Origin of the sequence: Labilibaculum manganireducens (genome assembly GCF_002843385.1) — a bacterium.
Classification (GTDB): Bacteria; Bacteroidota; Bacteroidia; order Bacteroidales; family Marinifilaceae; genus Labilibaculum; species Labilibaculum manganireducens.
Genome location: NZ_MVDE01000052.1, coordinates 1 through 24,993 on the forward strand (window position 1 = coordinate 1; position 24,993 = coordinate 24,993).

The window sequence follows — 24,993 nt, forward strand, 5'->3', positions numbered from 1 at the left end:
AATTACTAATGGATAGATTTTTAATTGTGTTTGGGATAAACCCAAACACGAAGAAAAATAAAGAAAAAGTCAGGCAACTCAATAATTTTGGTTTAATAGCTGCATAAAACTTAACGAACTATTGTTAAAAGAAGAAATGGAAAATTCCATTCAGCTTTCTGTTCCACTTACCATGGATATGGGAGTAGGAGAGAACTGGTTGGAAGCGCATTAATAAAAATATCAGAAACTAAAAAAAGGCTGTCCATTTTTCTTTTTGGACAGCCTCTTTTTTGATATCAATTTAAAAGTAATTTTTAATGTATTCTTTTTACTTATTTAAAGCATGCAAACCGATACTTCCATCTAAAATACCCAGATATTCATTTTTATCTTGAAGCACTTCAATGGCTTTTAAAAGAGTTTTATCCTCTTTTAAACTGTATTCGATACCACCATTTTGGTAGTAAAATCTCTTAATAATTTCATGAGCCAGCAAGTCGCTGATTTCATCTTTAAATCGTGTTAAATCGCGATCCAGGTTAGGAGTTAACTTTGCCGTAAGAGCATCAAACTCATTGGTTGAGATATCAAAGTACTTTTCTTCTTTAGCTGATTTTTTAAGAGCATCCAGAATTTCGGTACTTTCCGATTCGTAAACAAACTTCTGTTCTTTAATGTATTGAGAGAATTTTTCAAATTCCTGATCCGAAATTTTAAATTCTTTCGCGTCCGCTATTTTATCATGGCTGTTTGCGTACAAAGTTGCGTAATCAAAAACCAGGAAGTGACGAATCAGGTTAATGCTTAAGCTGCTGTATCTTTCCGATTCAATCTTCAAATCCGGAAGAACACCACCGCCATCATAAACAGACCGCCCATTTTTAGTGTGAAATTCTGTAATTAAAGAATCAGCAATTTTTCCAACACTTCCATCTTCGTTTCTATGGCTGTAATCGAGTGCCTGAATGCATCTTCCACTAGGAATGTAATACTTCGCTGTAGTCACCTTTAATTTGGCGTTGTAAGTCAAATTTCTTGTCGTCTGAACCAATCCTTTACCAAATGTTCTTTCTCCGATTATAATGCCTCTGTCGAGATCCTGAATGGCACCTGAAACAATTTCCGATGCCGACGCCGATCCTCTGTTCACCAACACCGCAATTGGAATTTTGGCATCAAAAGGTGTTTTTGTTGCAGTGTAAGACTTATCCCATTGCGACACTTTTCCTTTGGTACTAACAATATCTTCACCTTTGTCCACAAACAGGTTCACAATTTCAATTGCCTGATCCAATAAACCTCCCGGGTTACCTCTCAAATCAAGAACAATAGATTTTGCATTTTGTTCTTTAAGCTCTTTTAAAGCAGCTTTAATTTCACCTGAAGCTTTATCTGTAAATTGATTTAAAAGAATGTATCCAATTGAATCAGAAACCATTCCGTAGTAGGGAACTGATTTTAATTGAATGTTTTCACGCACCAATTTCTTCTCCATTGTTTTATCAACACCAGGCCGCATTATTTTAATGGTAAGAGGAACATTCGGTTGTCCTTTTAACAGGCTGCTTACATCGTCAGTACTCTTTTTTGATACCGGTGTACCATTAATTTCAAGCAATACATCACCTGCTTTTAAACCAGCCTTAAAAGCTGGAAATCCCTCGTAAGGTTCTGCAATAATTACTTCATCCTTGTGTTTGCTGATTAATGAACCAATACCGGCATATTCGCCTGTGGTCATCAATTTAAAGTCTTCAATTTCTGATTCAGAAATGTAAGTTGTATAAGGATCAAGAGTACTTAACATGGCGTCCATACTTTTTTTCACCAAGTCACCCGGATCAATTTCATCTACATAAAACAGATTTAATTCTCTAAATAAAGTATAGTAAATGTTTAAATTTTTGCTAATCTCAAAATTTCTCTCGTCTCTGTTAAACCCCCAGAAAGCTGCACTGCAAAATAGTAACACAGCAAGTAACCAGATGGCTCCCGATTTTTTTCGAAGCTTCATATGTTTTTGTTTAAATTGATACTTAAAATTACTCTCCCCGCAGCCTAGCTTTTGCTATCCCTAACGCACGAATTTACAAATTAGAAGAAATAAAATAATATGTAGGTTAAAACAAATATAATTATTCCCTTTTTAAAATAATTGACTTTAACATTTGTTAACCCTACGGCACTTGAATTCAGTGAGAAAAGGGAAATAATAAATGTACTAAGATTTGTATACGCCAGTTTATTAAGAATAGTTCTAAATAATTGAGTGTGAATTTGATTTTTTGCAAAAAAAATGTCTAAGGTACGGGATCGTGGCCGTGTCCGCCCCAGGGATTGCATGAAAATATTCTTTTTACAGCAAGGTAAGTACCTTTAAAGGGGCCGTGTTTTTTAAGAGCCTGAATGGCATAGGTTGAACAGGTAGGATGATACCTGCAGGCAGAAGGGGTAAGGGGTGAAATTGCGTATTGATAAAACCTAATCGGAAGTATCATGATGAACAGAATCACTTTTTTCAGAAAGTTGAGAATGCTTTTCATATTCTTTTGGTAATCTTTTAAGGGCTTTAATCAACTTGTCTTCCATTTCGGAAGTTGTAAGAATTGTTTTAGGCAGATAAACGAGCATAAAAGCAATGTTTATATTGATCGACTCGAGTTCACGATAGAGTTCTCCCTTATTGAGGCGGTAAATTTCACGAATTCTTCTTTTCAACAAGTTTCGGGTAACTGCCTTTTTAAAACTTCGTTTAGATACTGTTATGGCTACCTGTGCCGGAAATTCCGAATTAAGTTTCGCTTCTTTCCATACAACACGAAAAGGGTAACAAATAAATCCTTTTCCCTCTGAAAAAAGCTTTCCAATAAGGATTTTATGAGTCAGTCTTTCCGCCTTTTTAAATGTGAAGCGATTCATATCTACCATATATTACAAAAATCGACAAAAAAAGGGGAATAATTTCCCCTTTTTTTGTTTGATTGGATTTTTAGAGATAATATCTATTTATTCTCCTTATTAAATTTCTTAATGAACTGATCAAGCGCCATCGTCATTGATGGTGCCTGCGGCATCGGAGCCTGAATATCAAGTCTTAGGTTATTTGATGCAACAGCATCAGATGTAGAAGGTCCAAATGCAGCTATAAGTGTATTGTTTTGTTTAAAATCAGGAAAATTTTGGAGCAAGGATGCAATTCCTGAAGGACTGAAAAAGGCTAATACATCATAATTCACATTTGCCAAATCCGACAAATCACTGCTTACAGTTCGGTATAGAACAGCTTTGGAATATTTGATTTTGCTTTTAGTAAGCAATTCAGGAATGGATTGTTTATGAATGTCCGAAAGAGGAACTAAAAATGTTTCTCCTTTGTGCTTCAAAATAATTTCCATTAAATCCTCAAATCGTTTTTCTCCAAAAAAGATTTTTCTTTTGCGGTAAACAATGTATTTCTGAAGATAGAAAGCCGTTGATTCTGAGATACAGAAGTATTTCATCTCATCGGGCACAGTAATTCTAAGTTCCTGACAAATTCTAAAGAAGTGATCAATTGCTGTACGACTAGTAAATATTACAGCTGTGTGATCCAATACATTGATTCTTTCATGTCTAAACTCCTTGGCTGAAATTCCTTCAACTTGAATAAAAGGTCGAAAATCAATTTTTAAATTATATTTTTCGGCCAAATCAAAATACGGGGACTTTTCAGTTTGTGGTTTTGGTTGCGAAACCAGTATCGTCTTGATTTTCAAAATAGTAGAGTTTAGTTCGACAATTTATTAACCGACCTATACCAATAGATACAACAGTTTGTAAATCATTAGCAAGGGCAAAATTTCCAGTGCACAAAGGTACAAAATCATATAAAATATTGACACATGTTGGCGAAATAATATTTTTAAACCTCTGGATAGTCGGAATACATAAAAAATCAGAGTTAAAATTAAACCCGAATTTAATAGCATTGGTACAGAGTGTTGTGCTATAAATGGCGCACTAATAGTGATGGGCAAGAGGATTACCCCCAAATTTTTATTGTAAATAGATACTGTGTGTAAATATTCTTTACTTTCCTTAATCCCGTTAAAAATATATCCAATAAATCTGATGAAGATGAATTTGGTATTGTATAAACCCACTAATCCAACAAAACAATAGAGGAAAAAAACAATATTGTTGTGCTCATGGTTAAGTGAAAGGATGTAAACAAGATACTGTACAATAAACAGAGTGAAATTCACATAAAAAAGGAGGTTTAAGAAAATTGAACCTCTTAAGTTTCTCATATTTTTTTCCAACAAAAGGTTGGACGAAGTTTGGTAGTTGATTGTTGAATCGAATACCCGGAGCAGGAATTTGCTAAATGAAAATCTTACGATTGCCATTAAAATCAATGTAAATAGAAGCACTCCAACCATCCAGTCGCTTTTATGAGAAGCAATTAGAACTCCTTTCTCACGGACTACTTGTACCGTGGAATCTTTTTCAGTTATTGGGATGCTGTCTGAAATCAGTAAAGAATCAATTGGGATTCCGATTCCCGGATTAATGAACGGAACAGAATCTGCTGCTATTCCTGTTTGTTTTGCTGATACTTGCTGCGCGGGAAGAAAAATAATGGAATCCTTTAATTCATTGCCTGATTGGATCAATGAATCATTTAAAGGAATCTTGTTCACAAGTAAAAGGTGTGAATTATTTTGCGACATACTATATCAGGAACTTATTTGATTGATTTTTACAAAGATAATTTTATTTTTCGTGGAGATATATTTCCAGCCAAAAAGAAAGCCCGAAATTTTATCGGGCTTATAATTTTGTTTACAGTTCTTCGTAACCGATTAATTGCTTTTTGCGCAGGTTCTCTTTTTCAAATCCATCTAATTTTCTCTCACTTTTCAGAACCTCTTTCTCCCATGAACCATACATTGGGTTGGGAAGAACTATAAATCGTTGTCCAAATTCAGCTTGCCTTTCATCTACTTTCGAAAAGCCAAAGTCAGTCGATCTGTCTTCCAAAAACTCATCAAAATCGCCTAAATTATCACCGGCAAGAATTAAAATTTCATGAGTTTCCAGTACTCTGTTTCTGCGTTCGGTTTTTATACTTGTTTTCGTTTTTAGTAACACATGCTTTTCATCCGCAAAGGGAAATCCTAACTTAGTAAGGTTTTCGATGGTTTTAGCCAAAGCCGAAGTGTCACGATTGGATATATAAAAAGTTTCAACGCCTTTTGATTCTGCATATTTTAAAAACTCCAAAGAGCCAGGTGTAGCTGAAGCTTTTGCCATATCTGTCCATTCTTTCCAGGCTGCGCTTGTAAATGTTTTGCCGCTGCGAATCGAATTGGTTTCGAAAGGACTGTTGTCTAAAACTGTTTCATCAATATCAACAACAACAGCTTTGGGTTTCTTATTATCACTCTTGGTTAATAATTGATTATCCAACGAAAGTTTAGCCATGTTAAATGCCTGATAATACAATGCTCGGCACTCCGAAGCTCTTTGAAACCAAAGAGTAGCCATTACTAAATGTTCATTCTGATTATTTTCCTGTTTTTTTGAATCCTGAGGTTTGGAACAAGACGAAATCAGGATGGAAAATGCAGCTAAAGCAAAAAATAATTTTCTCATATCAATTGATATTTTAATTTTAGTAATTCACTAGGAATTGAATTTTTAAAATCTTCGGAGATGAATTTCAAATTGCAGATGATACTAAAAATGGTTTCGGAAATCGAAGATAATAAAAAAATGGCTGTAACTTTAATTTAGGTGTATGCGTCATACATTTGATTGCCACTAAATATGAACCTGGACGAATACAACATAAGCGTAGATCAGCATGCTGATGGAATGTTTCGTTTTATCCTCAAAAGCATTAGAGATGAGGATAAAGCGAGGGATATTGTGCAGGATAGTTTCGAGAAATTATGGCGAAATGTTGAGAATGTGAATTATCTGAAAGTTAAATCATATTTGTACACAACGGCTTATCATACCATGATTGATTTGATTCGTCGAGAGAAAAGAAAAGAAGATTTTGAAAATGTGGATGTTAGAGATTATTCGCATTCTGAGCATTATTCAGATTTAAGTGAAATTCTTGATGAAGCCTTGAAAAGATTATCTGATGTTCAGCGATCGGTAATTTTATTGCGCGATTACGAAGGATATTCTTACACCGAAATTGCACAAATTACTGATTTAACTGAGTCGCAGGTGAAAGTTTATATTTACCGGGCAAGAATGCATTTGAAGAATTACATTGGAAGTATTGAATCAATCGTATAAGAAACAGGAGATGAGGGAAATAACCCGATACAACTACGAGGAATTCTTCCTTGATTATTTGGAAGGAACGTTAAGTTCCCTTCAGAGGGTCGCGTTGGAAGATTTTTTAACCAAAAATCCAGATCTAAAATTAGAATTGGAGGAGATGGAGTGTCCTGTTTTTACTAAAGACAGCGTTAAAATTGATTTAAAATCATTAAAAGAAATTCCGTTTCGCGAAAGCTTTGATGAGTTTTGTATTGCCCGGTTGGAAGGTGACTTATCGGTTGAAAATGAAATTGCATTCGATACTTTTCTGGAAAAGAACAAGTCCTTTCAAAAAGAGAATCAGATTTATCAAAAAACGATTTTGCATGCTGATAATAGTCTTGTTTTTGTCGATAAGGAAAAGCTGAAAAGAAGTTCCCGTAAAGTTGTTTACTGGCGGTATTCTTCAAGAGTTGGAGTGGCGGCCTCAATTGTTCTGCTTTTTTCACTTTGGAGTATTTTGTATCAATTTGAAGGCAATCAATCAAATGAAGAGAAAATTACGGCTAAGGTAGAAGCAACAATTACGGAAAGTAAGGAGATAAATAAAATTAGAAAGGCAATTGATGTTGAGTCTATTACAACTCCCAAACAAGAGGTTGTGCAGCCAGAGAAGAAATATTCTGTTGAAAAAAGACAAGAGCAGACAGCAGATAATCCGGAAGACGAAACACAAGTCGAAAATATAGAAAAGGTGGTTCAACGAGTTGAACCTGTTGTGCTTTCGGTTGATGCTGAGCTCATTGCATTAACCAATTCTGAAGATCCAACGATAGAACTGGATATTCCCAAAGAAGAGAATACTGAAATCAGCACTCAAAATAACGGACTTGCACAATTGGGTATGTCATGGAAATCAAGTGTGCCCAAAAAGAAAGCTCAAAACTCAGTTTTATATGCTATTGCGAAATATGGCGTTGATAAATTGGGCGAAATTGCAGGGAAAAATGTTCAGTTGGAGAAGAAGTATGACTCTACTACAGAGAAAACGCGATTAGATTTTAATACTGCAGGTATCGGTTTTTCAAAAACAATTAAATAAGTCTGTAACTATTCATTCACCACTTCGTCTTACCCATAGATATAAGATAAATATACCATTATGAAACGCCTAAGAGTAAATCATCATTAACTCTATACGAATGATGATTAACAATTGGCAAGTTCCATCTGAAAGTAACAAGAAAATTATAAAATGATGAAAAAAATATTTTTACTATGTATGGCCTTTGTGCTTGTATTTGGAAGCAACGCCCAGGAAGTTGCTGATACCTTAAAAACAGATACAATCAAGAAGAAGATTTTAATTGAAGATTCGTGGTCGAACCAAAAAAGGAAATCAGAGAAAAAAGAAACTGTTAAAGCTCAATCATGGAAAACGACCGCTGACACTACAAAAGTTAAATTTCTCGAAAAAGATTTAGTAAAAGTTGTTGAGGATGACAAAGGGATTAAAGCTAGAATTGGGAAAATTGGCAAAGTAGGTTTTGAAGAGGACAGAGACACTACAAAAATCCGACTTGGCGGAAAGCAGATTAATATTATTGATGGCTGGCACGGAACCAGAATCCGAATTCAGAAGGTAAATCCTTGGGATGCTAATCAGGATAAGTTTTTTCTTGAAGAGGAGAAAGGTTTTCGAGGACATTGGGCAGGTTTTGAAGTGGGCATAAATGGTTTTGCTGACGAGTATTATGGTGATTATCTTGATGATCAGAAGGATTTTATGGATTTAGATATGGCCAAATCACTTGCCGTTAACTTAAACTTTCTTCAGTATGATATTAGTTTACAAAAGGAAAGAAACACCATTGGTTTGGTGACTGGTATGGGATTGGAATGGAACAACTACCGTTTCGATCAAAATATAACATTAGCCAATAATGGTTCCGGAAAAATTGAACCAATTGCTTTTGATCCTGACTGGAACATCAAAAAAAGCAAATTAACCAGTTTGTACCTAACTGTACCTTTATTGTTAGAGTTTCAAATCCCTGTTAAGTACAAATCCCGAAGAGTTCATATGTCGGCCGGATTAATGGGTGGCCTACGAATTGGTTCTCATACAAAAGTGAAATACAAATCGAACGGGAATATGCATAAAGATAAAGATCACGACGATTTTAACCTGAACACTCTGCGTTGTTCAGCTCATGCTCGCATTGGCTATCGTTCACTAAACTTTTTTGCTACCTATGGTTTAACCGATTTATTCGAATATAATAAAGGTCCGGAATTAGTGCCTTTTACAGTTGGAATTACCTTGGTGAGTTTTTAGAATACTACTAATAGATAAATATTATTATGCCGGATCCTTGATGAATCCGGCATTTTTATTGATTTGTATTTTGAGCTTTGACGAGTGTTGAATTATGTGCTTTAAAATAGTATATTAGCGACATGAAAAGAAAATTCCAGCTTTTAATTTGCTTTTTTTCTATCTTCCTTTCTCTGCCTGCATTTGCTGATTTTCAAACAAATTTGGATAGCTTGAATAATCGCTATACAAAAGTGTTTGGTCAGGAAAAGTTGGAGACATTATTGGAGATGAGCCGGGCATATTGGGATACCGAACCTGGAAAAGGAATTGAAATAGCTACCAGAGCTCTTGCAACGGCGCAAAGTCTTGGATATGATCAGGAAATAGTGAAAGCCATGTTTTATTTAGGAACGGCTTACTATAAGGATAATCAGTACGATAACTCTTTGGATTATTTATTGCAGGCATTTCGTGGCGCTGAAAGGCATAATTATCAGAAGGAAGTAGCTGATATAAGTCAGCAATTGGCTACCGTTTACTTTCAATCAGGGAAAATAAGTAAAACATTTGATTACACAGAAATTGCCAACGATATTTATGAAAAATCAGAAAATAAGATTGGTATTGCAAGATGTCTAAATTTATTTGGTGTTTATTATCAGTCAATTAGAGATTATGATAAAGCTATTGATTATTTGCAAAAGGGGCTGAATCTTGGGAAAGAAATTTCGCACCGACCTATAGTTGGAGAACTATTGAATGACATTGGAAGTTTGTATACCGAAATGGGAGATACTCTTAAGGCTATTCGAACATATCGCGAGGCGGTTGACTATTATAAGTCAAATGGATCCAATAATAAAACCGGAGTTTTTGAGTTGAATATGTGTGATTTATATCTTCAGCACAATGATCTCACCAAAGCAAAGCATCATCTTGACAAAGGTTATTTGGTTGGCAAACAATTAAAATCGAAAAGATTACTTCGGGATTATTACAAATACCTTTCGCTTTACTATACAAAACTTGGTGATTATAAGAATTCTGTAATTGCTTATCAAAATCTTCAAGCTTATCAGGATTCAATTTCTTCGGAACATTTATCAAATAAAATTGATGATTTGGATTCAAGGCATGTTGAAGAAATGAAGAGTCAAGAAAATCAAGCTCTTAGAGCCGAAAATCAAACTCAACAATTAGAAATTAATCGTCAATATACAATTGGTTTATTGATTTTGCTACTTCTGCTTGTTGTTATATTTCTTCTCACTTTCCGATACCGAAATAATCTGAAGGACAATGAGCTTTTATACCTGCGTAACCGTTTGGTAAGTCAGCATCAGGAGGAGTTGATAGGTGCAATGAAAAGACTGAAAGAGAGTGAAGATAAGCTTCGAACAGCTAATGAAACCAAGGATAAAATGTTTTCCTTAATTGCCCATGATTTACGTGGAGCAATTGGTAATATTAGTAATGGATTACGAATGATGCTTACCGATAAGGAATTGGATCTGTCCGAAGAAGATAAAACAGAATTTTTACAGTCTTTGTTTCATTCTGCTGATAATTCATTCGAATTGCTTGAAAATCTCCTGTTTTGGGCAAAAAATCAAACATCTACGATATCTGCTAACCTACAAATAGTTGATGCTAGTTCTATCATTAGTTCAAATATAAATTTGTCTGCAGAATTGGCAAAAATTAAATCCATTCGTTTAATAGCAAGTATCAATCCTTCAGTAGAAGTGTATATCGATTGGAATATGATCAATACAGTTCTGCGAAATTTGATCTCGAATGCAATTAAATTCACCAATAAAGGGGGGATTATTGAAGTTAAATCGGAGATTGGAGAGTATTTCGTTAAAATTTCGGTGATTGATAATGGAATTGGAATGATGCCGGATCAGATTGAGAATATTTACGAAGGCAAAACGACTGATGGTACTGCTAATGAGAAAGGGACTGGTCTTGGCATCACTTTGTGCAGAGATTTCTTAGTGAAAAATCATGGAGAAATGATGGTTGAAAGTGAAGTAGACAAGGGGAGTACATTTTCGTTCATCATTCCCCGCAGGCCAATGAGTGATGAAAAATTTAGCGAATTTGTGAAAAAGGAGACCCTGATTTCATTCGTAAATGTCTAAATTTAGGTCAGATAATTCACATCTACTTAAATTAAATTCTACACAAATGAAATTATTGTTAATAAGTAACTCCACGATGGCCGGGGAGGAATATTTAGACTATCCAAAAAACAACATCAAAGACTTTTTAGGAGATAAGCCGGTTAAAGCTTTATTTATTCCTTACGCAGGCGTAACAGTTTCTTTCGATGAGTATGAAGCAAAAGTAAAGGCTAAGTTCAATGAAGTTGGTCATGATATTGTTTCTATTCATCACTTTGAAGATCCAGTAAAGGCTGTCGAAGAGGCTCAAGCAATTGTGGTTGGTGGCGGAAGTACCTGGAATATGCTTCATTTGGTGCATAAAAACAACTTGACCGAGGCAATCCGCAGGAAAGTTATTGCTGAAAATGCGCCATATATAGGTTGGAGTGCAGGTTCCAATTTGGCTTGCCCTACTATTAAAACCACGAATGATATGCCAATCATCGATCCTTTGGGATTTGATGCTCTTAATTTAATTCCATTTCAGATTAACCCGCATTATTTGGATAAAAATCCTGATGGTCATGGAGGAGAAACACGTGAAGATCGTATTAATGAATTTATGGTTGTAAATCCAGATATGTATGTTGCAGGTTTACGAGAGGGGAGTATGTTCTTGGTTGAAAATGGAAAAATTAATTTGATTGGTAAACTCAACTGCCGAATTTTTAGAAATGATGTTCAAGCGTACGAATTGAGTTCAAAGGATGATTTTAATTTTTTGTTGAAATAAATTTTAGAAGATATATTTTAAAGCGGTTGAATCTGTATCAACCGCTTGCTTTAGTTTTAAAATAAAAATCCCGAACAGCAAACTATTATGCCCTGAATAAGTTTGGCTTTAAAATCTGATTAAAAATCCACTTCAACAACTATCGGACAATGGTCTGAGTGAATTACATCAGCCAGAATTGAAGCTCCTTTTAATTGATCGCGAAGAGCTTCGCTTATCATGTGGTAATCAATTCTCCAACCCAAATTCTTGCCTCTGGAACCAGCTCTGTAGCTCCACCAACTGTATTTGTCGGGCGACTGATCAAATACCCTGAAGCTGTCTATAAAACCACTATCAATAAATTGGCTTACCCATTCTCTTTCTTCAGGCAGGAATCCGGAAACACCTTTTTTCTTTTCGGGTTTACTAATATCTATTTCTTTGTGACAGATATTATAATCACCTCCAATAATTAAATTTGGTCTTTCTTTTTTAAGTTCGTTGATATAATCCTGAAAATAGGCCAGCCATTCCATTTTATAATCCTGTCGTGGCCCGCCGGTTGTTCCTGATGGATGATATGTACTAAAAACAGAAACGTCTCCAAAATCGGCTCTAATTGCCCTTCCTTCAATATCATATTTTGGGTTGTCAACACCAATAATCACTTTATCCGGTTTTTCTTTAGTCAGGATGCCAACACCACTGTATCCTTTTTTTTCAGCAGAAAACCAGTAACAATGATATCCTAACTCTTCAAAAAGGTGAGTTTCTATCTGCTCCGGTTGAGCCTTGGTTTCTTGAATTAAAAGGATGTCCGGACTTTCCTGTTTAAGCCATCCAATAAAGTCTTTTCCAAGGGCGGCCCTAATTCCGTTTACATTGTAGCTTATTATTTTTCGCATAGCGTGAATTTTTATTTAAAGAGAATAAAGATAAAAAAGAAAAATCCGGAAAGAATAAATTTCTGATAAGAGATAAATTAAAAATTCAGAAAATACAATGTGATTGCCTAAAATTGCTTCAAATCAACTACTTTTGTAATAAAAATAAGAACATTGAAAGAAGGAGTAGTAATCAAGTCGACAGGAAGTTGGTATACCGTAAAATCCAACGATGGTGAAATCCATAATTGCCGGATAAAAGGGCGGTTTAGAATGGAAGGCATTCGAACAACCAATCCTATATCGGTTGGTGATAAAGTAGATTTTGAAGAAGAAAATGAGGCGAATGTAATTGTGAAGATTCACGATCGGAAGAATTATATTATTCGTAAATCATCAAATTTGTCAAAACACAGTCAAATTATTGCGGCAAATATCGATCAGGCGTTTTTAATTGTTACCGTCAACTATCCGTTGACAACGACAACTTTTATCGATCGCTTTTTGGCCGCAGCCGAGGCGTATAGAATTCCTGTAAATCTTATTTTTAATAAAATTGACAGATATCGCCCCAATGACATAAAGCGTTTGGGTGAATTAAAATATACTTACGAAAAGATTGGCTATAAATGTTTTGAAATTTCTGCCAAGAAGGGAACCCATCTGGATATTATTAGAGAAGCATTAAAAGGCAAGATAAATTTACTGTCGGGACACTCAGGTGTTGGGAAATCGACATTAATAAATGCGATACAACCAGGGTTGGATCTAAAAACCGGTGAAATTTCTGAAGCTCATTCTCAAGGGAAGCACACCACGACTTTTTCAGAAATGTTTGAGTTGGATTTTGAGGGATATATTATTGATACTCCTGGGATTAGGGGTTTTGGAACCATTGATATGGAAAAGGAGGAAATGTCTCATTTTTTTCCGGAAATATTTCGAACTTCGAAGCATTGCCAATTCAACAATTGCACCCACGTGCATGAACCAAAATGTGCTGTAAAAGGCGCAGTTGAGATTGGAGAAATCTGTATTACCAGATATGAAAGTTATTTGGGGATGATCATGGAAGATGAGGACAGTAAATACAGAATTTAGAAAATACAGGAATTGTAAAAAATGATTTTAATGACATAAGCACGTAATTACTACGTGCTGTTTTTTATTAATATGGAACGAATAAATGGCTACAATACTTGATCCTAAGGAATTTCTTGAAATGGGTAAAATAATACCTATGGTTGATGTTCGAACTGCTGCAGAATTTGAGACAGGTCATATTCCCGGAGCTCAGAATCTTCCAATTTTCACCAATGAAGAAAGAGTTGTAGTAGGAACCAAATACAAGAGAGCAGGAAAGGATTCATCTGTATTATTAGGTTTGGAATTGGTGGGGCCAAAATTGGCTCGTTTTGTAAAGCAGGCAAAAAAAATTGCTCCCGAAAAAAAAATATTGATTCACTGTTGGAGAGGCGGAATGAGAAGCGGAAGCATGGCTTGGTTGTTCGAGACTGCCGGATTTACAGTTTATCTGTTAAAGGGCGGTTATAAAGCTTACAGAGCGTATAATCGAGAGCAGTTTCTCCGGAAAGCGGAGATTATCGTTTTAGGTGGAATGACTGGAAGCGGCAAAACGGAAGTTTTGCATGAAATGATAAAAATGGGACATCAGATTCTCGATTTAGAGGGAGTTGCAAATCATAAAGGATCGGTATTTGGAGCCTTGGGACAAGCTGATCAACCAACCAATGAGAATTTTGAAAATGAACTGGCAAATATCTGGTCTGGTTTCGATTTTAATAAGACCATTTGGATTGAAGATGAAAGCAACTCAGTTGGTGCTGTTTGGGTTAACGAGCAGCTGTTTCTAAGAATGAGAAAAGCTGATGTTGTTAAAATGGATATTCCGAAAATCGAGCGAATTGAAAGATTAGTGAGGGAATATTCATGTTTCGATATTGCGGATTTAAAGGAACTGGTTTTAAAAATTGAGAAAAGATTGGGCGGATTGAATGTGAAAAACGCTTTGGAAAGCCTTGATAAAGGCGATTTTCATACTGTTGCAGATATTACTTTAACCTACTACGACAAAGCATACTTGCACGGTCAGCAAAAACGAAAAGGGCAAACCATTTATTCTATAGCACTCGAAAAGGATGATCCTAAAGAGAATGCGAAAGCCATAATTGAATTCTACTCGAACTTAAAGAAGTAGTTTTTGGAGATAAGAAATCAAAAGATTTGTCGTTATCTTTATGTGAAACCTTAGAACTCGAAAATCTTGGATATCTATCTGAAAAACCGTCATTGGAAATTTTATTTTTTACTGATCGCCATAATAATCGTTTTTGGCTCAATTCTTTATACCAATAATTTAGTTGGAAAACTAGCTAATGAAGAGGTAAAAAAAATTGAATTGTGGGCCGAAGGAATGCGGAGTCTGCAGTTGAATCCCGATCAGGATGTTTCTCTGATTAACCGTATTTTGGAACAGAATGAAACCATTCCTGTTATTCTTATCGATGATGATGGAAACATCGTTGATCATAGAAATATTAAACTCCCGAAAAGGAATGAAGATGAGGTTTTAAAGAAAAAACTTCAGAACATGAAGGATGATAACCATTTCATTGAAATAGATCTTGTAAATGGGAAAAACTTCATCTATTTCGACGATTCCAGTCTTCTAAAGCGATTGGCCTGGTATCCATTTGTTCAATTGGGAGCGATTATCACATTTATTCTGATTGCGTTTTTGGCTTTTTCGTATTCAAAATCAGCTGAACAGAATCAGGTTTGGGTCGGAATGTCAAAAGAAACAGCTCATCAGTTGGGAACGCCTATCAGCTCTTTAATGGCATGGATGGAGCTGATTAAATCCGGTGAGATTGATCCTCAATTATCTCTCGAAATGGCGAAAGATGTTAATCGGTTAGAAGTAATCGCTGAACGTTTTTCAAAAATTGGTTCAAAGCCTGTTTTAAAGTTTACAAACATCTTGGATGTACTTAGCAGCAGTATCGAATACTTAAAAAAGAGAACTTCGGGCAAGGTTGATTTTAATTTGGATAGTGTTGATGTGGAGAATGCAGTTATTCCATTAAATAAAGAATTGTTTTCTTGGGTAATAGAGAATTTGTCGAAGAATGCGGTTGATGCGATGGAGGGCAAGGGAAGTTTGAAATTTTTAGTTTCGAATAAAGCAAATCAACTAATAATCGATGTCAGTGATACCGGTAAAGGCATAGCAAGAAATCAATTTAAGACTATTTTTAAGCCAGGATTTACCTCAAAAAAGAGAGGATGGGGGCTTGGATTATCTCTTTCGAAACGAATTATTGAAAATTATCACCGCGGAAAAATTTTTGTTGTTAGCTCAGAATTGGGCAGTGGTGCGGTGTTTAGGATTATTTTACCCTTAAATTGAACCATTTGATTTTCAAATAGCTGATTTTTTTTTGAAACCAACAAATAACTACCTATTTTTGCAGCCCGTTTTCAAGGGAGTTTTATCATTGAAACTGTAATTCAGTTTAATAATTGGGTAAGATTGCCGAAAAAAGATGTTGAGATTTATGAAAACGTATGATTAATTTTTATACTTTTGCAAAGTTTTATTAGAATATTTTGGATTATCTGGCAAAATATACGATTCCTTTCAAAGGATTGAAAGATGGTAAGCATGAATTCAATTTTACCATCGATCAGGAATTCTTTGAGCATTTTCAGCAGGAAGATGCATATCAGGTTGATGCCTCAGTGAAAGTAACACTGGAGAAGAAAACTTTGGTTATGACTCTTACTATTGAATTGGAAGGTAAAATGAATGTGGCCTGCGATCGTTGTCTCGAACCATTTGACATGGAGGTGAGCGGAGAAAGCTCTGTTTATGTGAAATTTGGAGAGGAAAACGAAGAATTGGCTGATGATGTTATTGTAATTTCAGAAGCGGTAAACGAACTGGAAACAGCACATTACATCTATGAACTGTTTTCACTTAGCTTACCTTTAAGCTTTGTTCATCCGGAAGATGAAGATGGAGATAGTACTTGTAATGAAGAAATGATTCAAAAATTGAATGACCATTCGGTGAACGGTGAACAGATCATCGATCCAAGATGGAATGATTTAAGAAAATTGATTGATAATAATTAGTTAAATAGGTTGAAAAATGGCACATCCAAAACACAGAACGTCGAAGCAGAGAAGAAATAAGAGAAGAACTCATCTTAAAACTACTCCAGCTACTTTAGCATCTTGCTCAAATTGTGGAGCAACTGTTAAATATCATACTGTTTGCCCTGAATGCGGTTATTACAGAGGTAAATTGGCGATCGAAAAGAAAGTTACAGCATAATCTAAGTCAAGTTATTTAGGTTAAACGCAATATGTAAATTTGCTCCTCAGGTCTTACTTGGGAGCAATTTTGCTTATTATACAGTTTCATTTTGCAAATTCCGGAGTTATTAAATTGTTTTAATCAATTTTTTGGTTGAAGTATAATTCGGTATCTGTTTAATTTGTTTAGAATGGGATTTCTGTGCAGGCAGAATGCTGAATCTATCTGATAAACACTAAGTAAGCTAGAAGAATGTCAAAAATTAATGCAGTAATAACTGGTGTTGGAGCTTATGTTCCGGACTATGTTCTTACCAATGAGGAATTAAGCACCATGGTTGAAACAACCGATGAGTGGATTATGACTCGTATTGGTATTAAGGAAAGAAGAATTCTAAAAGGCGAAGGAAAAGGATCTTCAGATTTGGGGGCAAAAGCTGTTGAAGAGCTTTTGAAAAAAACCAATACTTCTCCTGAGGATGTTGATTTGTTGATTTGTGCAACAGTAACTCCTGACATGCAATTCCCGGCAACGGCTAATATTATTAGCGATAAATTGGGAATTAATGATGCATTTAGTTTTGATTTAAATGCAGGATGTTCGGGATTCTTATTCGCATTGGTTACTGGATCAAAGTACATTCAATCGGGAATGTATAAAAAAGTGGTAATTGTTGGTGCTGAAAAAATGTCATCAATCGTTGATTATACAGATCGTCAGACTTGCCCGATATTTGGAGATGGCGCGGCAGCAGTAATGTTGGAGCCAACCACAGAAAATATTGGTATTATTGATGAAATGTTACATACTCAGGGATTTGGGAGAAAACATCTGCATCAAAAAGCTGGCGGATCTTGCAAACCGGCGAGTCATGAAACAGTTGATGCCCGCGAGCATTTCATTTATCAGGAGGGAAATCATGTATTTAAGCATGCCGTTTCCAATATGGCAGATGTTTCCGTTGAAATGATGGAAAAACACAACATGACTGCGGATGATTTAGCATGGTTGGTACCCCATCAGGCGAATAACCGTATTATAGAGGCTACAGCAAAGCGAATGGGATTGGCGAAAGAGAAAGTAATGATCAATATCCAAAAATACGGAAACACTACTTCTGCAACAATTCCTTTGTGTTTATGGGAGTGGGAAAACCAATTGAGTAAAGGTGATAACATTATTCTTTCAGGGTTTGGAGCTGGTTTTACCTGGGGCTCTATTCTTTTGAAATGGGGTTACAATCCTAAATAAAACAATAATTAAGTGAAAATACAATCAGGCCTCCAATTTGGAGGCCTTTTTTTCTTGGAATCGTTTTAAAAGAGTGGTTTTCTTCAACCAAATTTTTATATTTGTATGGCTTGCAAAGAGAGCCGTAAGCTCTTTTTTAATTCGAAAATACTTTTTTTTATAAAATTGAGTTGATTTACTATTGCTGATGAAATTAGTGTATCTGTAACTGCTTTATAGTGATGATATCAGTTTCATAAGTATTGGCAATATTTATGCACTTAGATTTATAAATTCAATATGATATTAACATGTTTAGCAAAAAAGATAAAATGAGCAAAAACAATGAAGTACAGACAACCGCAGTGAATTTGATCTGCGATGGAACATCCATAACCGGAGATATTCAAGCAGCAAGAGATATTCGAATTGATGGATTCCTGAACGGGAAAATGAAGGTGAATGGAAAAGTTGTTGTCGGAAACACTGGAAAAATTCAAGGAGATGTTCATTGTAAAACAATTGATGTTTCAGGAATGGTAGAAGGAAATATTTTTGCTTCAGAAATGGTTAATTTAAAAAATACAGCAGTAATTTTAGGTAATATTACTACCGATAAAATTTCTGTTGAGCCAGGAGCCAAATTTACCGGATCTTGTAAAATGGGCGAGCCAGCTCCAAAAAAAGATGAAAAAAAGTAAAGAGGATCAGAAAAACTCCTTTGAAAAGCGAAAACAGCAAACCACCAGTCTGGCAAAATATTCTGGTCTTGCATTTCAAATGATTGCCATCATTCTTTTGGTATTATTTGGAGGGTTTCAGTTAGATAAGTATTTGGAAAATGAATTTCCATTATTCACAATCATTGGAGCTTTTGGAGGTGTGGTATTATCCTTATATTTTGCGTTAAAAGATTTGCTGAAAAAATAATCGGACGCATATAAATTCGAATATGGAAAAATCATTTAAAAAGTACATTCGAAACTTAGGAATTATTTCCGGAGCACTGTTAGTCATCTCGGTTCTGATGTATTTGACTCTGTTAAAACCATGGTTCAATTATGTGTTTCCTTTTGTTATATTGTACTTTTTCCTGATAAGCTCCTTTCAGCATTATAAATTGATTAAATCCGCAAAGAATAACCCCCGGGTTTTCAATACAAATTATATGGCATGGTTTGGAATAAAATTATTCGCACACCTAAGTTTTGTCATAATTTATGTTTTGCTGGATCGTTCACAAGCATTGAGTTTCGTCCTGTTTTTTGGATTTTGCTACGTAGTATATACTACTTATGATGTTGTGTCTTTATCCAATACACTAAGGTCTGGAAATGTTAAATGATTTTAAAAAGCCGAATGCAATAGTTTTTTTATTAAATTTGGAAGTCAAATTAAAAACCTGCAGGTTTTTAATTTAAAAAGTAAGTAGTAGACGAATGAGTAATCATTCCTGAAAATATTGTTAATGCAATTTGTTTTGAATTAACATTTTAACCAAACAGATTGAATAAAATCCAAATCAGTTGATTTTGCCTCAAGCCAAGGTATTTGGTATCTGTTGTAAAAAGTAAGTCATTTACGTATGAAAAATATTCATCGATTTCTGTTGATTTTCTTCTTAGCATTAAATGTTATGCCGGTTTTTGCCTCTGGTGACGAGCATGCGGAACCTGCTTCTCAAGAAACACACGAAAAAGAAAAGTTTGAGCCAGGAAATTTTATAATGGATCACATTGCTGATTCCTATGATTGGCATGTTTTTAGTGTTGGTGATTTTCATGCAACCATGCCTTTGCCGGTGATTGTTTACTCTCAGCATTCTGGATTTCACATGTTTATGTCCAGTAATTTTCATCACGGACATTCAGTTTATGAAGGATTTTCGATTGCCAATGAAGGTGAATACAGAGGAAAAGTAGTTGAAATGGTAAACGGACATGAAGTACGTCCATTTGATATCTCAATGACTAAGAATGTTGTCGCCATGCTGATAAGTATGGTTATTCTGCTGTGGGTATTTATTTCTGTAGCCAAATCGTATACAAGAAGAAAAGGAAAAGCTCCAGTAGGTCTTCAGTCTTTTGTTGAGCCAATTATAATTTTTATTCGGGATGAGATTGCTAAACCCGCCATTGGAGAAAAGACATATGCAAAATACATGCCTTATCTTTTAACCATCTTCTTTTTTATTTGGTTGAATAATTTAATGGGAATGGTACCATTTTTACCGGGAGGTGCAAATGTCACCGGAAATATTACCATAACAATGGTATTGGCGTTGTTTACTTTTGTAATTACATCAGTGAATGCAAATAAATCGTATTGGAAACATATTGTGAACACTCCTGGTGTACCATGGTGGTTAAAGTTTCCTGTACCTTTAATGCCTTTGGTTGAGGTAATGGGAGTTTTCACAAAACCATTTGTTTTAATGGTTCGACTCTTTGCCAACATTACTGCAGGTCATATGATTGTTTTGGCTTTTGTTAGTTTGATTTTCATCTTTGGACAAATTAGTCCGGGATTAGGATACGGAACCTCAGTTGTCTCAGTACTTTTTGTTGTATTTATGGATATGCTTGAGCTGTTGGTAGCCTTAATTCAAGCTTATGTGTTTACGCTTCTTTCTGCGCTTTACTTTGGTATGGCAACAGAAGAACATCATTAAGAATTTATCTACTCCTAAAAATAGGAGCTTTAATAGTTTTTTATCAATTAATTAAAAACGCTATGATTACATTAACAATTCTTCTTCAGGCTGCGGCAAGTATGGGCATTGCCAAAATGGGTGCTGCATTTGGAGCTGGTTTAGCTGCCATTGGTGCTGGTATTGGTATCGGTAAAATTGGTGGTAGTGCTCTTGAGAGTATTGCTCGTCAACCAGAAGCTTCTGGAGATATTCGTTCAAACATGATTGTTGCCGCGGCTCTTATTGAAGGTGCTGCATTTTTTGCGATTATCATCTGTTTGTTGGCTATCGTATTGTAATAGCATTATCCACAATTTGCCATAAGAGATTGTCTGCGGCAAATTGTGGAATCTATTTGGATGTTAACATCACTTAAAGTGAATTAAAATAGAATAACATGGGCTTGGTAACACCTGAATTAGGAACTTTTATATGGATGCTTTTGGCATTTGCCATTGTATTGTTTATCCTGAAAAAGTTTGCTTGGAAACCGATATTAAGTGCATTAAAAGAACGGGAAGACTCTATTGAAGGAGCTCTTCGTTCTGCAGAACGTGCTAAGGAAGAAATGGCGGCATTACAGGCCGATAACGAAAGAATTCTTCAGGAGGCAAGAAAAGAGCGTGAAGCAATGCTTAAAGAGGCAAAAGAGATGGGCAGTAAATTGGTTAGTGAAGCCAAACAAAAAGCGACTCTTGAGGCTGATAAAGTAATAGAATCGGCGCGAATAAACATTGAGAGTGAAAAATCGGCTGCTTTGAATGAAATTAAAGCTCAGGTTGCACTTCTTTCTGTTGAAATAGCAGAAAAAATTCTCCGTCAGCAATTTGCTGATGATCAGCAGCAAAAGGATTACTTCAAAAAGCTAATGGACGAAGTAAAGTTGAATTAGTAAATGAGAGAGTGGGAATCTTGTTGAATCTCAGATCTCACATCTAATAATCTAAAAGAATATGAACGAAAGTAAAATCTCGGTTCGTTATGCCAAAGCTCTTTTTGAATTAGGAAAAGAGGAGAACTTAATTGAGTCCGTAATTAAAGATATTCAGCTTGTTGATGAGGTTTGTAAAACAATGCCTGAATTTTGGCTTATGGTTGAAAGTCCTGTTGTTAAAACTTCTCAGAAACGAACTTCGGTTAAGCTGATATTTGGTGATAAAATAAATCAGGTCAGTCTTAATTTTTTAGATTTGGTGGTGCAAAATCGTCGTGAAATTTATCTAAAGGATATTTCCAGAAATTTTTTGTCATTGTGTCGTAAAGATAAAGGGGTTTTATCAGCAACACTTACATCTGCATCAGCTATTGAAAAGGAAAGCAATCGCAAATTGAGCGAATTACTTTCAAAATCCTTCAATGCAAAAATTGAATTGCAGGAAGTGGTTGATAAAGAGATTATTGGTGGATTTGTGCTTCGAATTGAAGATCAGCAACTGGATGCGAGTGTTAGCAATCAGTTGAATCTAATTAAGCGTGAATTGCTTTCAAATCATATGAAATAGAATTTCAAATCGGATTAAACTCTGACTAAATAAAAATTAAATATGGCTAGTATTAAACCTGCAGAAGTTTCGGAAATCCTAAAGCAGCAATTACAAGGATTAAAAACCGAAGCAGAACTGGAAGAAGTCGGAACCGTATTGCAAGTTGGGGATGGTATCGCCCGCATCTACGGTTTATCGCACGTTGAATCCAATGAGTTGATTGAATTCCAAAATGGCGTTTTAGGTATTGTATTGAACCTCGAAGAGGACAATGTCGGAGCTGTTCTTTTGGGAGAAACTCAAGGAATAAAAGAAGGTGATGTTGTAAAACGAACCAAGCGAATTGCCTCAATCAATGTTGGTGAGGGAATGTTAGGACGTGTAATTAATACCATTGGTGAGCCTGTTGATGGAAAAGGTGAAATAAAGGGTGTAACATACGAAATGCCATTGGAACGCAAAGCTCCCGGGGTACTTTATCGTCAGCCGGTAACCGAGCCTTTGCAAACAGGATTAAAGTCGATTGATGCGATGATTCCGATTGGACGAGGACAGCGTGAGTTAATCATTGGTGACCGTCAGACCGGTAAAACTGCAATCGCAATTGATACCATTATCAATCAGAAAGAATTTTACGACAAGGGAGAGCCTGTTTACTGTATTTATGTAGCTATAGGACAGAAAGGTTCTACTGTTGCAAATATTGCCAGAACACTTGAGGAGCATGGAGCAATGGCCTATACGGTTATTGTGATGGCAACAGCAGCCGATCCGGCGGCATTACAGTTTTATGCCCCTTTTGCAGGAGCTTCCATTGGAGAGTTTTTCCGCGATACAGGTCGTCCTGCATTGATTATTTATGATGATTTATCGAAACAAGCGGTGTCATACCGTGAGGTTTCTCTGCTGCTTCGCCGCCCACCAGGACGTGAAGCATATCCAGGTGATGTATTTTATTTGCACTCAAGATTATTAGAACGTGCGGCTAAAATCATTAATTCAGATGAGATTGCCCGTAAGATGAATGACTTACCTGAGAGCATGAAAAATGCTAAGGATGAGAATGGTGAATCGATTATCAGAGGAGGAGGTTCTTTGACTGCACTTCCAATTATCGAGACTCAGGCTGGTGATGTATCGGCATACATTCCAACCAATGTAATTTCGATTACCGATGGTCAAATTTTCTTGGAATCAGATCTTTTTAACGCGGGTATTCGTCCTGCAATTAATGTAGGTATCTCGGTATCGCGTGTGGGTGGTAACGCTCAGATCAAATCAATGAAGAAAGTAGCAGGAACTTTGAAGCTGGATCAGGCTCAATATCGTGAATTAGAGGCTTTTTCCAAGTTTGGTTCTGATATGGATGCTGCAACCCGTTCTGTTTTAGATAAAGGTTCAAAGAATGTGGAAATCTTAAAACAAGGACAATATTCACCTTACACCGTTGATAAGCAGGTAGCTATTTTATACTGTGGATCACAAGGATTATTGCGTAATGTTCCGGTAGATAAAGTGAAAGAATTTGAAATTGAATTTCTTGATTTTATGGCTATGAAGCACAAAGCTGTGTTAACTGAGCTGGGATCGGGAAAATATACTCAGGAAGCACAGGATATCATGAAATCCGTTGTGACTGAGTTATCTGCTAAATATAAATAATTAACAATTAGTAATTAATAATGAGGAAGATAACTCATTAATTATTAGTTGATCATTGCTAATTATGAATTAGAATAAATGGCTAATTTAAAAGAAATTCGTACTCGTATTTCATCGGTTCAGAAAACCAAACAGGTTACTGCAGCGATGAAAATGGTTTCTGCTGCCAAATTAAAAAAGGCTCAGGATGCTATCGTGCAAATTCGTCCATTCGCGGCTAAGCTTCATGAGATTTTATCGAACCTGACTGGAAGTTTGACTAATTCTGATGATAATTTATACGGTGTGGAGAGAAAGCCTGAAAAGGTTTTGTTGGTTGCGATAACTTCTAACAAGGGCTTATGTGGTGGATTTAATGCAAATGTGATTAAGCAGGTTACTATTTTGGCTGAGACTACTTATGCTGAACAAAATCAGCGAGGTTCACTTCACATATTGGCAATTGGAAAGCAGGGATTTGAAATTCTTCGTAAACATTTCAATGTTGTTGGAGAATACAATCATGTGTACGATAATTTGAACTTTGAAAGTGTTTCGGCTATTGCTTCTTTAGTTATGAAGGAGTTTGTTGAAGGGAAATATGACAGAGTAGAATTAGTTTACAATCAGTTTAAAAATGCAGGAGTTCAAGTTTTAACCACCGAACAGTTTTTGCCAGTAGTTCAGCCCGAAGCGGATATGAGCAGTTTGACAGAATATATTTTTGAACCAAATCAGGAAGAAATTTTAGATGAATTGATTCCAAAATCTTTAAAAACACAATTTTATAAGGCAATGTTGGATTCCTTTGCTTCGGAACACGGAGCAAGAATGACAGCAATGCATAAGGCAACAGATAATGCTTCTGATTTAATTCAGGATTTGAATCTGACCTACAATAAAGCCCGCCAGGCTGCAATTACCAACGAAATTTTGGAGATTGTATCAGGAGCAAATGCATTGTCCAGCTAATGCCATTTTAAAGACCATATTTAAACGATTTATATTTGCTGCAAGCTCACCTTAGGGTGGGCTTTTTTTTTGCGCAGACTCACTCTTATTAGTATTGAAAAGCTGGTAAAATAAATCTTCATCTTTCTCAGATGTAGATTTGTCATAAAATGCCAGGGATAGATTATATCATTTTACAGACTAATTTACTCACAAAAGCAATTTGTATAAATTGGATAACCAGTAATGGATTTGATTAAATCGGGATTCAACTCATTTACCATCATTGTAATCTTTTCTTGTAGATCTGATATTTC

General features: G+C 35.6%; 26 protein-coding genes. 19 read left to right on the plus strand and 7 right to left on the minus strand.

The features are described from left to right. Positions 1-310 precede the first annotated feature (310 nt). The 6 genes from BZG01_RS20215 to BZG01_RS20240 form a co-directional block, all read right to left on the minus strand. Positions 311-1,996, minus strand: coding sequence for a S41 family peptidase (locus tag BZG01_RS20215; RefSeq protein WP_101311660.1), 1,686 nt, complete (start codon positions 1,994-1,996; stop codon positions 311-313). A 286-nt stretch (positions 1,997-2,282) separates the two neighbouring features. Further along, the gene (gene yidD, locus BZG01_RS20220; RefSeq protein WP_231610292.1) at positions 2,283-2,480 is read right to left on the minus strand and encodes a membrane protein insertion efficiency factor YidD; all 198 of its coding nucleotides are present in this window, start codon (positions 2,478-2,480) and stop codon (positions 2,283-2,285) included. Beyond that, positions 2,464-2,901 (minus strand): ribonuclease P protein component, encoded by a 438-nt coding sequence (gene rnpA / locus BZG01_RS20225; RefSeq protein WP_101311683.1) that lies wholly within the window; start codon positions 2,899-2,901, stop codon positions 2,464-2,466. The genes yidD and rnpA overlap by 17 nt, the downstream gene beginning before the upstream one ends. Before the next feature lie 83 nt (positions 2,902-2,984). Further along, positions 2,985-3,737: a uroporphyrinogen-III synthase gene (locus BZG01_RS20230; RefSeq protein ID WP_101311662.1), complete on the minus strand. Its 753-nt coding sequence runs from the start codon at positions 3,735-3,737 to the stop codon at positions 2,985-2,987. Between the two features lie 36 nt (positions 3,738-3,773). Then, positions 3,774-4,664 (minus strand): DUF4271 domain-containing protein, encoded by an 891-nt coding sequence (locus BZG01_RS20235; RefSeq protein ID WP_180327409.1) that lies wholly within the window; start codon positions 4,662-4,664, stop codon positions 3,774-3,776. A 142-nt stretch (positions 4,665-4,806) separates the two neighbouring features. Beyond that, positions 4,807-5,619, minus strand: coding sequence for a 5'-nucleotidase, lipoprotein e(P4) family (locus BZG01_RS20240; protein ID WP_101311664.1), 813 nt, complete (start codon positions 5,617-5,619; stop codon positions 4,807-4,809). A gap of 174 nt (positions 5,620-5,793) precedes the next feature. Between BZG01_RS20240 and BZG01_RS20245 the strand changes: the two genes are divergently transcribed. The 5 genes from BZG01_RS20245 to pepE all read left to right on the plus strand — a co-directional run bounded on the left by BZG01_RS20245 (position 5,794) and on the right by pepE (position 11,470). After that, positions 5,794-6,279, plus strand: a complete 486-nt coding sequence (locus tag BZG01_RS20245; RefSeq protein ID WP_101311665.1) for an RNA polymerase sigma factor — start codon at positions 5,794-5,796, stop codon at positions 6,277-6,279. Positions 6,280-6,289: 10 nt separating this feature from the next. Next, a complete protein-coding gene (locus tag BZG01_RS20250; RefSeq protein ID WP_143470966.1) occupies positions 6,290-7,348 on the plus strand; it encodes a hypothetical protein in 1,059 nt (352 codons plus the stop codon). A gap of 156 nt (positions 7,349-7,504) precedes the next feature. After that, positions 7,505-8,584 (plus strand): outer membrane beta-barrel protein, encoded by a 1,080-nt coding sequence (locus BZG01_RS20255; RefSeq protein ID WP_180327410.1) that lies wholly within the window; start codon positions 7,505-7,507, stop codon positions 8,582-8,584. Positions 8,585-8,706: 122 nt separating this feature from the next. Continuing rightward, on the plus strand, positions 8,707-10,713 hold the full coding sequence (locus BZG01_RS20260; protein ID WP_101311668.1) for a tetratricopeptide repeat-containing sensor histidine kinase: 2,007 nt from the start codon (positions 8,707-8,709) through the stop codon (positions 10,711-10,713). Positions 10,714-10,759: 46 nt separating this feature from the next. Beyond that, complete coding sequence (gene pepE, locus BZG01_RS20265; RefSeq protein WP_101311684.1) at positions 10,760-11,470, plus strand: dipeptidase PepE; 711 nt, start codon at positions 10,760-10,762, stop codon at positions 11,468-11,470. A gap of 119 nt (positions 11,471-11,589) precedes the next feature. Here pepE and BZG01_RS20270 read toward each other — a convergent pair whose 3' ends face one another. Next, complete coding sequence (locus BZG01_RS20270) at positions 11,590-12,357, minus strand: exodeoxyribonuclease III (RefSeq protein ID WP_101311669.1); 768 nt, start codon at positions 12,355-12,357, stop codon at positions 11,590-11,592. A 153-nt stretch (positions 12,358-12,510) separates the two neighbouring features. On the opposite strand from BZG01_RS20270, the gene rsgA reads away from it, so the two are divergent. The 14 genes from rsgA to atpG all read left to right on the plus strand — a co-directional run bounded on the left by rsgA (position 12,511) and on the right by atpG (position 24,697). Further along, the gene (gene rsgA / locus BZG01_RS20275) at positions 12,511-13,437 is read left to right on the plus strand and encodes a ribosome small subunit-dependent GTPase A (RefSeq protein WP_101311670.1); all 927 of its coding nucleotides are present in this window, start codon (positions 12,511-12,513) and stop codon (positions 13,435-13,437) included. Positions 13,438-13,522: 85 nt separating this feature from the next. Next, the gene (gene mnmH, locus BZG01_RS20280; protein WP_101311671.1) at positions 13,523-14,554 is read left to right on the plus strand and encodes a tRNA 2-selenouridine(34) synthase MnmH; all 1,032 of its coding nucleotides are present in this window, start codon (positions 13,523-13,525) and stop codon (positions 14,552-14,554) included. A 66-nt stretch (positions 14,555-14,620) separates the two neighbouring features. Continuing rightward, complete coding sequence (locus tag BZG01_RS20285) at positions 14,621-15,766, plus strand: sensor histidine kinase (RefSeq protein WP_245870443.1); 1,146 nt, start codon at positions 14,621-14,623, stop codon at positions 15,764-15,766. Between the two features lie 200 nt (positions 15,767-15,966). Next, the gene (locus BZG01_RS20290) at positions 15,967-16,494 is read left to right on the plus strand and encodes a YceD family protein (protein ID WP_101311673.1); all 528 of its coding nucleotides are present in this window, start codon (positions 15,967-15,969) and stop codon (positions 16,492-16,494) included. Between the two features lie 16 nt (positions 16,495-16,510). Continuing rightward, entirely contained in the window at positions 16,511-16,696 is a 186-nt protein-coding gene (gene rpmF / locus BZG01_RS20295) for a 50S ribosomal protein L32 (protein ID WP_101311674.1), read from the plus strand. Between the two features lie 234 nt (positions 16,697-16,930). After that, a complete protein-coding gene (locus tag BZG01_RS20300; RefSeq protein WP_101311675.1) occupies positions 16,931-17,929 on the plus strand; it encodes a beta-ketoacyl-ACP synthase III in 999 nt (332 codons plus the stop codon). A gap of 311 nt (positions 17,930-18,240) precedes the next feature. After that, on the plus strand, positions 18,241-18,609 hold the full coding sequence (locus BZG01_RS20305; RefSeq protein WP_101311685.1) for a bactofilin family protein: 369 nt from the start codon (positions 18,241-18,243) through the stop codon (positions 18,607-18,609). After that, complete coding sequence (locus BZG01_RS20310) at positions 18,596-18,838, plus strand: AtpZ/AtpI family protein (RefSeq protein WP_101311676.1); 243 nt, start codon at positions 18,596-18,598, stop codon at positions 18,836-18,838. The genes BZG01_RS20305 and BZG01_RS20310 overlap by 14 nt, the downstream gene beginning before the upstream one ends. 655 nt (positions 18,839-19,493) lie before the next feature. After that, a complete protein-coding gene (atpB, locus tag BZG01_RS20320) occupies positions 19,494-20,579 on the plus strand; it encodes a F0F1 ATP synthase subunit A (protein ID WP_101311678.1) in 1,086 nt (361 codons plus the stop codon). Positions 20,580-20,641: 62 nt separating this feature from the next. Further along, positions 20,642-20,899 carry an ATP synthase F0 subunit C gene (gene atpE / locus BZG01_RS20325; protein WP_156194809.1) on the plus strand — a complete coding sequence of 86 codons (258 nt, stop codon included), beginning with the start codon at positions 20,642-20,644 and terminating at the stop codon, positions 20,897-20,899. Between the two features lie 98 nt (positions 20,900-20,997). Next, a complete protein-coding gene (locus BZG01_RS20330; protein WP_101311679.1) occupies positions 20,998-21,492 on the plus strand; it encodes a F0F1 ATP synthase subunit B in 495 nt (164 codons plus the stop codon). Positions 21,493-21,553: 61 nt separating this feature from the next. Further along, positions 21,554-22,102: an ATP synthase F1 subunit delta gene (atpH, locus tag BZG01_RS20335; RefSeq protein ID WP_101311680.1), complete on the plus strand. Its 549-nt coding sequence runs from the start codon at positions 21,554-21,556 to the stop codon at positions 22,100-22,102. A gap of 42 nt (positions 22,103-22,144) precedes the next feature. Further along, positions 22,145-23,746 carry a F0F1 ATP synthase subunit alpha gene (gene atpA / locus BZG01_RS20340; protein ID WP_101311681.1) on the plus strand — a complete coding sequence of 534 codons (1,602 nt, stop codon included), beginning with the start codon at positions 22,145-22,147 and terminating at the stop codon, positions 23,744-23,746. 78 nt (positions 23,747-23,824) lie between these two features. Then, on the plus strand, positions 23,825-24,697 hold the full coding sequence (atpG, locus tag BZG01_RS20345; RefSeq protein ID WP_101311682.1) for an ATP synthase F1 subunit gamma: 873 nt from the start codon (positions 23,825-23,827) through the stop codon (positions 24,695-24,697). Positions 24,698-24,993 lie beyond the last annotated feature (296 nt).